This is a genomic window from Paenibacillus lupini, assembly GCF_011761355.1.
GTDB classification, from domain to species: domain Bacteria; phylum Bacillota; class Bacilli; order Paenibacillales; family Paenibacillaceae; genus Pristimantibacillus; species Pristimantibacillus lupini.
Map to the genome: position 1 here is coordinate 696,839 of NZ_JAASRW010000003.1, position 13,287 is coordinate 710,125.

The following is a 13,287-nucleotide window of genomic DNA, read 5'->3' on the forward strand; positions in this document are numbered from 1 at the left end:
AAAATTATGGTATTTATAACAGTGAAAACCAAGACTATAGTATTACTTGAGAGTAAATAAAGCGCTCTCATATAGGAATAATCATATTACGGGGGGAAAACAATGCGTAATTCAATGAAAAAGCTAATGCTCGTTTCGTTGACTGGTGTACTTGCAGCAAGCCTCGCGGCATGCGGATCGAACAATAATAACGGCAACAACCAGCCAGCTAGCGAAAAACCTTCAAACTCTGGCAACGCAGCAGCTACAAACAATGCGGCTACTAACGACGCGGGCAGCGGCGTGGACGAAACAGGCTGGGATGGCACGAAATATGCTGAGCCTATTACTCTTTCAACAGTAAAAGGCGTAGGTACGAACTACTTCTTCAAGACTGGCGAAACGATGGAAAACAACGTTTTGCAAAAGTATATGAAAAAAAACCTGGGCATTGATGTGAAATATGACTGGGTAGTAACAGATACAAACGACGCTTACAAAACAAAGCTTCGTCTGATGCTTTCTTCCGGCGAGAAAATGCCTGACGTTATTACTTACCGTGGTGACATGGAAACAGTTAACATGCTGATTGACTCCGGTCAATTCATGTCGGTTAACGATTTGTTTGATAAATACGCTGGCGACGAGTACAAAAAAGCAGCTGCTCTGAACCCGGATACATTCCTTCCTGTAACACGTGACGGCGAGAAAATGGCTCTTCCAGTTCTCGACTACGCATACAACGATGATATGGTGCTGTGGCTCCGCCAAGACTGGATGGATAAACTAGGTCTGCAAGCTCCAAAAACAGTTGCTGATCTCGAAGTCATCATGGATGCGTTCACAACCAAAGATCCAGACGGCAACGGCAAACCAGATACATTTGGTATGGCGCTTGGCTTCAAGAACGGCTTCCTGAACTGGATGACAGATGTAAGCTGGCTGTTTGGTGCATACGGTACAATGCCTGGCCAATGGAATAAAGCTGCAGACGGTACGCTGGCATTTGGTTCAGTTGATCCAGCTGCGAAGCAAGCTCTTGGTACATTGAAAAACTGGATGGATAAAGGCTGGATCTCGAAAGACTCCGGTTTGAAGGATGATACTTCGGGTTCCGAGTTCTTCACGAAAGGTCAAGCAGGCGCAATCGTAGGCCGTAACTGGCTGCCAGACTGGCCGTTTGGCGATCTGATCAACAACGTTCCAGGCGCGAAATACAAAGCATACGCAATTCCTGCTGGACCAGACGGTAAAATTGGTTCCCAAAGCGGTAACCCATCCGTTAACGGCTGGATGCTGATCAACAAAAAAGCAGAGCATCCTGAAGCGCTGCTCCGTTACTATAACTTCTTCTTCGATAACTGGGCTAACCCAGCAAAAGGCAGTCAGTTCGAGAACGGCTTCGCTGAAGGCTATGATTGGGCTAAATTGCCAGATGGCACAATTACAAAAGATCCGCAAAAATATCCGGACCTGTTCCCGAACTATGCAGACCGTACACATCTTGTAGAGCCAATCTACTACTCGCTGACATTTGAAGGCGCTCGTCAACCTTCACTGTATGCAGATACAATGATCAAGATTGCTAATGGTGAAGCGATGACGACTCCTTACGAAGAGCAAACCAAAGCGATTCGTAAGCCAGAGAATGTAGATGCGATGAAGATCGTTATGGAGCAAAAAGATATTCGTATGAAAAACTACTTCCAAGGTCCTCTGACGGAAACGATGAAATCGAAGAACGAATTGCTCAACAAGCTTGTTAACGAATCGTTCTCCAAAATCATCTACGGCCAAGCACCAATCGACTCGTTCGATACAATGGTAGAGAACTGGAAGAAATCCGGCGGCGACCAAGTGACGAAAGAAGTTAACGAATGGTACGCTTCCGCTTCGAAATAATCTATCAGTAAGCAGTAAGTATTTGCAACAGGATAAGGAACGCCATATTTATGCCAGGGCGTTCCTTTTCTATTGCCAAAATATATATTTTTAATATTCTGAAAGCGTTAACAGCATGAGAGACTCCCTAAGAATAACGTAAGAGAGGGGAAACGGCGTTGATACAAAGAAAGAGAAAAGGCAGTCGTCTTCGTATGAGACGGATGCTGTCACTAGTCATGTCGGTCATGATTCTAGCAAGCTATCTTCCATCTGCTGCTTATGCTTCAACGGAAGCTGCAGAACCCGTAAGTGTTGGACCTGCTGATGTAACCGGGCACTGGGCAGCGGAGCAAGTAGGCGAGTGGACTTCGAAAGGACTTGTCGCAAGTTATCCGGACGGCAGCTTTAAGCCGGAACAGCAAATTACACGTGCAGAGTTTACGAAATTGATTAACAGCTTGTTTGGCTTCACAGTGAAAGGCGACGATAGCTTTTCTGATGTAGCAGCTGGTGCATGGTATACGGATCAGATTGCTATTGGTAAAAAAGCAGGCTTCATTAATGGTTACCCAGATGGAACATTCAAGCCAAATGCGGCCATTACGAGACAGGAAGCTGCGAAAATTGCAGCAGGATTGTTCCGTCTGCCTGCAGTAACAGGCAATGACCCTTTAAGTGCCTTTAATGATAAAACGCAAGTTGGCGCATTTGCAGTAGAATCATTTGCCCAATTAGTAAGCGGGGGCTATCTGAAAGGATTCCCTAACGGCACCGTTCAGCCGCTCAAATCGATCACTCGTGCAGAAGCAGTTGTGCTGCTAGATCGTTTGGCAGGCGAGGCTTACACGAAAGCTGGTACTTACAAGGATCAGCAGCTGACTGGCAATGCGCTGGTGAACAAAGACGGAGTCACACTTGAGGATGCAGCCATCGGCGGTAATCTGTTCTTAACTGCGGGCATTGCTGAAGGCGATTTCACGCTGAAAGATTCTGAGGTGAAAGGCACCATCTATGTAAGTGGCGGTGGTGTTCATAGTATTCATTTTCATAATGTGAAGGCGCACAATATCGTCGTAGATAAGAAAGAAGGACCAGTACGTGTTGTGATTGAGGACTCTGATATCGATGATATGGATCTTAATACGAATACGGTTCTTGAAACAGAAAATACGGATATTGATCATTTGAACAATAATTCATCTGATTCTACCTTGAATGGAAACAAGCTGGACAAAGGGCAGAAGCAAGTGAGTAGCAACAGTAATAGCGGAAACGGAAGCACGAATTCTACACCAACACCGACACCAACACCGGACGAGGAAGAGTGGGAGCTGGTCTGGAATGATGAGTTTGACGGAACAGGCAGCCATCTCGACACGAATGGTGTAAACCTCGATAAGTGGGGATACCAGCTTGGTACAGGCTCGCAATATGGCCTGGATGGCTGGGGCAATAATGAGCAGCAAAGTTATGAAGCTGACAATATGAAAGTAGAAGATGGCAAACTTGTCATCACAGCAAAGAAAGAAGCAAACACCAATAATAAGCCTTATACATCGGGCAGAATTTTCACACAGGACACGTTCACCAAAGCTTATGGTAAATTCGAAGCGAAGTTGAAGCTGCCAAAAGGTCAAGGCTTCTGGCCAGCCTTCTGGATGATGCCGGCAACTAGTGAATATGGTACATGGGCATCCTCCGGTGAAATTGACATTATGGAGGCTGTAGGCAGACTGCCAGGTGAAGTTTCAGGAACGATTCATTATGGTAAAGCCGCTCCTGGTAACCGCTATACAGGTAACAAATATACCTTCCCAGAAGGAGTAGATTTTAGCGGTGAGCATGTTTACGCCGTTGAGTGGGAACCAGGCGAAATTCGCTGGCTGGTAGACGGCAAAGTCTATCAAACGCAGAACAATTGGAACAGCTGGGGGATTGATCAACCAGCGAAATATGCTTATCCGGCACCATTTGATAAGCCGTTTTATATGATTTTGAACCTAGCAGTTGGCGGTAACTTCGATGGCGGCAGAATGCCAACGGACGACAACGCCCGGACAATGGAAGTAGATTATGTCCGCGTGTACGACAAGAAAGGCGGATATTCAACTGCTGGTCTTGAGGAGCCGAAGGTAGATCGGGAACCATTGCCTGCTGATCATAAAGAAGCGATTAATGGCAACTATGTGCATGATGTGAACTTCGCAAATGGCTTCAAGACGGTGACAACGGATACAGATACACTCGATCCGGAAAAATGGAATTTCGTTCACGTACCTACCTACAATGGTAATGGTTCAATCGGAACTGATGTGATTGGCGGTACCACTTATGCGAAAGCAGAGATTACAAACGGTGGTTCTCAAGACTACGCGGTACAGCTTATACAGAATGTGACGGTTGGAAAAGGAAGATATTACAAGCTGTCCTTTGATGCAAAATCCAGCACGAACCGGACAATGTCCGCCAAGATTGGCGGCGGGGCTGACCGCGGCTGGGGCACTTATTCGGATGTCTTATCCGTTAACTTGACTGATGAGTTCAAGAACTACAGCATGACTTTCCAGATGGCAGCGGATACCGATGTTCTCGCTCGACTTGAGCTAAATATTGGTCTCAATACGAATCCTGTCTGGATTGGCAATGTGAAGCTGGAAGAAGTAGATGCACCGGATCCGTACAACGAGGATGCTGCTAAGGAGCCAATCCAAGGCAACCATGTCTATAACGGCAGCTTTGATCTTGGTAGATTGGACCGCCTCACGTACTGGCATTTTAATACGGCAGACGGAGCAGCAGCAACGGCTTCGGTTGATCCAGATGCTCGCGAGTTCACAGCAAATATTACAAACGGCGGTACCGGAGCCGCTTCGATTACATTGCTGCAAAAAGGCGTAAACCTCATTCCAAACAATGATTATGAAGTGAAGTTTAAGGCAAGTGCAACATCAAACCGTACCATTAAGGTCGGTATTCAAAAGCAGGACGGCACAAATGTGGTTGATCCTATTGAAGTGAACCTGATCGCGTCATCTGCTGTACAGACGGTGAACTTCAACTCTGCCGAAGCGGCAGACGACAAAGCGACTCTTGTCTTTATGCTTGGTGGTAATGATGCAGATGTAACTATCGATAATGTCGTTATGACTCGACTCACTAACAATGGCATCGGTGATCTGCCGCTAGCGGATCAATTCCCGCTCAAGAACGGTGACTTCTCAAACGGCAAGACCTCCTGGAATTTACATGTTCAGGGCTCCTATGACGGCTGGGACAAAGTGACCGGATACACCGAAGATGCAGGCAGCATGAAAGTTAATGTTAGCAGCGTTGGCAACAATCCATGGGACGTTATGCTGATGCAAAATGACTTCAATCTGAACAAAGACAATACCTACGTCGTATCCGTAGATCTCAAATCGACTGCAGAACGTGACGTTGAAATTGTGGTAGATAATGCTGGAGGAAGACTGCTCTCGAAGATGGAGCATTTGACGGCAGATTACCAGACGTTTACGTACGAACTGCCTGTTACAGCTGATACTCTAGCATCCTTTAAAGTACTGCTTGGCAAGCAAACAACAAATCCAGCTGGAGCACATGATGTGTACATGGATAATGTACGCGTAGAGATTAAAGGTGCCCGAGACAAAGCCTTCCTATTAAAGAACGGCTACTTTGCAAACGAAGGTGCTAATTGGTCTCAGCATGTGCAAGGCGTATACGACGGTAACTCCAAAGCAACCTTTGATTTTACAAGCGGCAGAGCCAAGGTGAACGTTGAGAATGTTGGTGCGAATCCTTGGGATGTGATGTTGTATCAACAGCCTCTGCTCGTTAAGAAAGACATGACTTATATCGTTACGTTCGATGCAAGATCTACACTTGCGAAGAACATGGAAGTGATCGCAGAGAACGGTACCTACACACGTTATCTGAATGAGAAAGTAACACTTGGTGAAACGACCAAGAGCTACTCGTTTGAGTTCACGATGCCAAAGGATGATACGGTAGGACTGAAATATCTGCTTGGTAAGAATGGCGATGCTTTGGCCGTCCATGACGTCTTTATTGATAATGTCCGATTCGAACGGAAAGGCGCGAAGGATGCATTAGGCGAAAAAGCCCCATTAGTCAATGATATCCGGCTCACTTCCGCACCAATTGTAACGCCGGATATCACAGACAACAGCCTTGGCAAAGATATTACGCTAACCATCGCTTTCCAGCCGGGCTGGAGCAGCTCGATTAAAGCGATTACGGTAGACGGAACAGCTCTTGCAGGAGCAGACTATACCGTTGGAACAAACAGCATCACGATTAAAGCAAGTGTCTTTACGACTGCAGGCGATCACGTCATTGTATTCCAAGCTTCCGGTTATGAGCTCGGGCAGGTGACACAAACGATTGAAACGGAGCAAATGTGGTCACTCGTGTGGTCTGACGAATTTAACGGTGATACGGTTACTCCAGATACAAACGGTGTCGACCTGTCCAAATGGGGCTACCAAGAAGGTAACGGCTCCGAATATGGCGTGGCCGATTGGGGGAATAACGAGCAGCAATACTACCGCAAGCAAAACATTACCGTAGATCCGGAAACGGGTAACCTTGTTATTACAGCTAAGAAAGAAACATTTAACGGTAAGCCTTATACCTCTGGCCGTCTATGGACCAGCAATACGTTTACGAAGGCTTATGGTAAATTCGAAGCTCGAATGAAACTTCCAGAAGGAACAGGCATTTGGCCAGCCTTCTGGATGATGCCCGCTGACAGCGAATATGGCGGCTGGGCAGCTTCTGGCGAGCTTGATATTATGGAAGCTAGAGGACGTCTGCCAGAAGAAGTTGGCGGAACTATCCATTACGGCAAAAACGCTCCGAATAATAAAGCAACAGGGGCAGCTTATAACTTCCCTGAGGGCGAGTCTATTACGGGCTATCATACCTACTCGGTAGAGTGGGAGCCAGGTGAGATCCGCTGGTATGTGGATGGCACGCTGTATCAAACTGTTAACAACTGGAACAGCTGGGGAGCAGATCAGCCAGATAAATATGCTTACCCTGCACCGTTTGACAAACCGTTCTATATTATTCTGAACTTGGCAGTTGGCGGTCAATTTGACGGCAACCGATTGCCAGCAGACAGCGACCTGCCAGCGAAAATGGAAGTCGACTACGTCCGTGCTTATGATCTGACAGGCCGCCCTTACCGTACGCCGGTAGAGCCGGATTCGAAGGACGACATCCCAGCAAACGCAAAAGCAATCGTTGACCAGGATTTCGAGCATGGTCTGACGGATATTACAGACTCTACACAAGCGCTTGATGCGAACTACTGGAACTTCCTGCATACGCCTGATTTTGGCGGCGCAGGCTCTGCAACCGTCGATACCATTGGTGACGATAAGTTCGCTAAAGTATCCATTACAAACGGCGGCGGTCAGAACTACGCTCTGCAATTAATTCAGTATGCGACGATTACGAAAGGCCATGCTTACAAAATCAGCTTTGATGCTAAAGCATCGGCAGCAAGAAACATGAGCTTGAAGGTTGGCGGAGATGCTGATGATGGCTGGGGCGCATATTCGGATAATTTCGACGCAGCTCTGACGACTAATCTGAAGCATTATGAATACCGCTTCTTGATGAACAACGATACAGATTTGGCTGCACGACTGGAGCTTAATCTTGGTCTCAATACGAATACGGTATGGATCGGCAATATTAAAATCGAAGAAGTAGATAGTGTCTCTCAAGCTAATGGTCCAAAGGCTCCGCTTGGCAATGGACAGCACGTCTATAATGGAAACTTCGATCTTGGTACGATGGACCGTATGTCTTACTGGAACTTCTCTACATCCGGCGACGCGGATGCATCTGCATCGGTTGACCCTGTTGTTAGACAGCTAGAGGCAGCGATTACTGACGGTGGCGACATTCCAGCGGACATAACGCTGACGCAAAAAGGGATCAATCTGCTGCAAAACGATTCCTATAAGCTGACCTTCAAGGCTTCTGCGGAATCGGATCGTTCGATTAACGTTTCATTCGTAAGTAAAGATGGCAGCACCGTCTATGCTTCGGATGACTTTACAGTTGGTACTGCAATGAGTAATCAGGAATTCACCTTCACAATGCCTGTTGGCATAACGGATGAAGAAGGGCAACTTGTCTTTGGACTTGGAGGAAGTGACGCGGATGTTGTGATCGACAACGTATCCCTGATCCGTACAACCAATAACAACTTCGACTTCACAGGCGTAGATCTATTCCCGCTGAAAAACGGTGATTTCTTCGCTGGCCTGCTGGGCTGGGAGCAGAATTCACAAGAGGGCGGAGCAGCACTATTTACGACGGAGGATGGCGCTGCAAAGATCAATGTAACAAGCGTAGGCAACCAACCGTACAGCAACATGCTGATTCAAGGCGGCATGAGCTTCAAGAAAGGTTTGACCTATACGCTTGAGTTTGATGTGAAAGCATCCGTTGCCCGCGATTTGCAGGCTACACTTGAGAATGCATCCTACGTAAGGAAATTTGATTCAGGTCTTCAATCTATCGGTACAGACTGGACACATCTAACCTTTACGATTCGTCCGAATGCCGATGAGCTGCTTGCCCTTAAAATCATGCTGGGCAAAACACCTAACGCAGTAGTTGGTACCGTATGGATCGATAACGTTGTGCTTGAGGTGGAAAATACACCAGTGAAACGTCCGCCAACAATGGTTGCGGACAGCACAAATAATCTGGCTGGCCAAGAAATCGTCATTCCTTTTGCGGATGACGCGGCTTGGAGAGGGGCTATCACATCGGTTTCCGTAAATGGTGTGGTATTAAATGCTTCGCAATATGCCGTAACAGCTGGCACATTGACGCTTCACTCGGACGTCTTCTCGGTTGACGGGAACTATCCAGTAAAAGTAACAGCTAGTGGGTATGGCGATGCTGTAATCACGCAGCAAGTCTTCTCCGGCGACGGCAATCTGGTTCTGAACGGCAGCTTCACGAACGGCACGTCGAACTGGGAGTCCTGGAAAGGCGCTGATGATTACTCTTCTATTTCTGTAGAAGGTGAGAAGGCTAAGATCCAAATTAACTATAACGGCGGTTTGGATCAGCAATGGCATGTGCCTTACACGTGGTCCACGCAGTTCATGCAATCCGGTATTCAGCTGAAAGCCGGCAAAACGTATGAGCTTAGCTTTAAAGTTTCGTCTACGGTTGACCGTCCGATTCTGGTAGAACTGACCGGCTACAACAATAATCAGCAAGTGGTGTTCTTTATTACGGGTGATGAAGCTGTCTACTCGAAAGTGCTGAAACCAACCGCTGATATGACCTTAACCGTGAAGTACCTGCTTGGTAATGTGATTAACGGTGATCAAGTGACACCAGAAGGTGAGCATACGATCACGATCGACGAGGTAGCTGTCCGCGAGAAAGTATCACCACCAGCTGTAGCTGCCGATGCAACAGATAATAAATTAACTAATCCAATTGAGCTGACCTTTACGGACAACACAACTTGGAGAAATGTAATTACAGGCATCATGATCGACGGCGCAGCAGTTGATGCAAGCAAGTATACGATTGCAGCTGGCAAAATCACGTTTGACCCATCGCTCTTCCCGTCTATCAAGAAGTATGCGATTGCTATTCTGGCTAATGGTTATGCGGCTGCGGAGGTATCGCAGGAAGTGAAGACCAATGCGAAGAATGCTGCGATCGGAAGCACGGCAACGGCTTCATTCAACAATCAGCCCGCGGCTAATGCCATTGATGGCAATATGGGTACAAGATGGGAGAGCGCTTCTCAAGATCCACAGTGGATTTCGCTCGATCTGAAAAAGCTTTATAAGCTCGACAGCATTATGCTCAGCTGGGAAGGGGCTTACGGTAAGACCTATACCGTTCAAGTCTCTGCAGCGGAAACGCCGGGAGATAACGACTGGACGACAATCTTCACCGAGCCATCCGGCAACGGGGGGATCGACAACATTACCCTGCATGGAGAAGAAGCCCGTCATGTACGTATCTACGGCACCGTAAGAGGTACGACCTATGGCTATTCGCTCTATGAATTCGAAGTATATGGCAACCCGTCTAATCCGGATCCAGTACTGCCTCTTGGGCCAGTTCTGACAGCCGATTCTTCGGATAATAAAGCAGGCAGCAGCATCGATGTTACCTTCTCAAGCAATACCGCATGGGAAAATGCAATTACAGCTGTAAAAGTGAATAATGCTGCTCTTGCAGCCAATCAATACACCGTTGCAGCAGGCAAAATCACACTGAATGCCAGCGTATTTACAGCCGCCGGCAGCTACACGATAACGGTAGCTGCTACGGGCTACGCAGACAGTGAAGTGACGCAAGCTATTACGGCGGATGTGAATCTGGCCCTGGGTAAGACAGCTGCTGCTTCGTCTAATGCTAATAACAGTCAGGCAGCAGCCGTACTTGATGGCAATCAGGGAACAAGATGGGAAGCTGCAACAGGCAGTAATCCAGAATGGGTTTATATTGATCTTGGTGCGGTATATTCCATTACGAGATTGAACCTGCTGTGGGAAACAGCTTACGGCAAAACCTTTGATATTCAAGTTGCTCAGCCGGGTGCTGATCTTAGTGATACGAACAGCTGGACAACGGTTAAGCATCTGGACCGCACACTGACTGGCTCGGGCAAAATACAAGATGCTATTTTGCTAGACTCACCAGCTGTTGGTCAGTACATCAGAGTGTATGTGACAACAAAAGGCTTCCCTCCATACGGTCCATCCCTTTGGGAGTTCGAAGTGTATGGCTCTGAAGCGGAAGCGACAGGTCCTGTTACAGCAGCGCCACCTGCTTTAACAGCAGATACAACAGATAACCAAGCAGGCAAAAGCATTGATCTGAGCTTTACGGGCGACGCAGCGTGGGAAGGTGCTGTGTCTGCCGTGAAGGTTAACGGGACATCGCTTGCTGCTGAGCAATTCAAAGTGGAAAGCGGCAGAATTGCTCTTGCCTCAACAGTATTCACGGCAGCTGGCAGCTACAATATCGTCATTGAAGCAAGCGGCTATTCGGATGCTGCGGTGACGCAAGTCATTACAGCGGCAGACGCTCCAGTTATCAATCTAGCATTGAACAAATCGGCAGTCGCTTCTTCTGCGCAAGGCCCTTATCTAGCAACGGAGGCGACTGACGGTGATCAAGGCTCCAGATGGGGTGCAGACTGGGAAGCAAATACGGATAACCATCCGGAATGGATTTATGTTGATCTTGGTGCGGTAGAGACCTTCAATAAGCTTGTATTGAATTGGGAAGGAGCATACGGTAAATCACTTGTCATTCAAGTGGCTCAACCAGGAGCTGATCTGTCCAGCAATGACAGCTGGACGACGGTTCATACCATTACCGGCCAATCCCTAAGCGGGGAAGGCTTGAAGCAGACGATTAATCTTGCTGCTCCGGCAGAAGGCCAATATGTACGGATTTATGTAATGGAGAAAGGCCTTGCTGCCTACGGTCCATCGTTATATGAGATTGAGATTTACTAGGTACTAGAAAAGCCACCTCATCGAACTGCCTGATGGCAGCCGATAAGGTGGCTTTTTGATGTTGTAAGTTTACAGCTTCGAGAAGGCAATCTCAGCGGCTGCGAGAGTAACCTCGATGTCTTCTTTTGTATGGGCGGTTGTCAGGAACCACGCTTCATATTTAGAAGGCGCTAGATTGATGCCTTGTTCAAGCATCAGCTTGAAGAAGCGGCCAAACACATCGCCGTTCGTATCCTGCGCTTCATCATAGTTGGTAACTGGATGATTACAGAAATGCGTCGAGAACGAACCGCGGATTTGGTTGATCGTAAGTGGGATGCCATGTTTGGAAGCAGAGGCACGAAGACCATCCGCCAGCAGCGTTGCCAGATCATTCATACGGTCATAGATGCCAGCTTCCTGCAATACTTCAAGACAGGCGATACCAGCCGAGATAGATGCTGGATTTCCCGCCATTGTACCCGCTTGATAAGCCGGGCCAAGCGGAGCGACCTGCTCCATAATTTCTTTGCGGCCGCCATAGGCGCCGATCGGCAGACCACCGCCGATGATTTTGCCAAGAGCAGTAAGGTCAGGCTCAATCGCTTTGAAGTCCGGGAATACGTTAAATGTTTGAGTCGTACCGTAATGGAAGCGGAAGGCTGTAATGACTTCATCATAAATAACGAGTGCACCAGCTTCACGGGTCAACTTGCAGACACCTTCCAGGAAGCCAGGTTCCGGCATAACCATACCGAAGTTGCCAACAATTGGCTCGATCATAACAGCTGCTGTATCATCGCCCCAGCGTTCCAGAGCTTCTTTTAAGGCTGGCAGGTTGTTGAAGGGAACGGTAATCACTTCTTGGGCAATGCTCGTAGGAATACCGGCGCTGTCCGGAATGCCAAGCGTAGAAGGGCCGGAGCCTGCTGCAACAAGTACAAGATCGGAATGGCCATGGTAACAGCCAGCGAATTTAATGATCTTGTTGCGTTTCGTGAACGCACGTGCAACACGGATGGTAGTCATAACCGCTTCCGTACCGGAGTTGACGAACCGTACTTTATCAAGGGAAGGAATAGCTTCCTTCAGCATACGGGCCATCTGGATTTCGAGCTCTGTAGGCGTACCGTATAGGGTACCGTTTTGCGCGGCACAAACGATTGCCTCTGTAATATGCGGGTGGGCATGTCCGGTAATAATCGGGCCGTATGCGGCCAAATAATCGATGTAACGATTATCGTCAACATCATAGAAGTAGGCGCCTTCGGCACGCTTCATAAATACTGGTGCGCCGCCACCAACTGCCTTGAAAGAGCGGGAAGGGCTGTTAACGCCTCCGACAATATGCTTGAGCGCTTCTTCATAAAGCGCTTCTGAACGTGTACGTTGCATAGACATAGAATAAATCCTCCGTATAAGAAATATGTAAGCCATCCTTAATCGGTCGAACGGCCTTAAGGGTTTTTAAATCGACACTCCCCATTATCGCGCAGTCTGGGCAAAAAGCAAAGTGCCGTGCTTACCTCTGTCTATGAACAGGCTAGGCTATATGGCGGCGGAGGTCAATTTCAGGTATAGAGGTATCGGACGTTACTTAGGTTGGATTTCATCCAGCAAAAGGGGTTTTTGAGAATGGTAAGGTTGGCTATAATGGATTCCATCCAATGAAATGATCCAGCTATACCCCCAGAAGTCCAAGTGAGGCGGTTTTTGTTGGACAATCTCCAACATAGAGCGGACTCTATCTATAGAGTTGCCATTTCACTGTACAAAATCCAACATAGGCAGGTTAGAGGTGACGAGTACTGCAGGATGTAAAGCCTGACCGATAAACAAAAGGACCTCAACTCCCGCCGCTAAGCGTGAGTATGAGGTCCTTTATTATTCAGTT

General features: G+C 47.6%; 3 protein-coding genes. 2 read left to right on the forward strand and 1 reads right to left on the reverse strand.

The window, feature by feature from the left end; all coding sequences use genetic code 11:
• The first annotated feature begins 102 nt into the window (after positions 1-102).
• A complete protein-coding gene (locus FHS17_RS12770) occupies positions 103-1,881 on the forward strand; it encodes an extracellular solute-binding protein (protein WP_167278772.1) in 1,779 nt (592 codons plus the stop codon).
• Between the two features lie 158 nt (positions 1,882-2,039).
• Positions 2,040-11,414, forward strand: a complete 9,375-nt coding sequence (locus FHS17_RS12775) for a hemoblobin-interacting domain-containing protein (protein WP_167278773.1) — start codon at positions 2,040-2,042, stop codon at positions 11,412-11,414.
• 69 nt (positions 11,415-11,483) lie between these two features.
• On the opposite strand, the gene FHS17_RS12780 is transcribed toward FHS17_RS12775, so the two are convergent.
• Entirely contained in the window at positions 11,484-12,794 is a 1,311-nt protein-coding gene (locus tag FHS17_RS12780; protein ID WP_167278774.1) for a glutamate-1-semialdehyde 2,1-aminomutase, read from the reverse strand.
• Positions 12,795-13,287 lie beyond the last annotated feature (493 nt).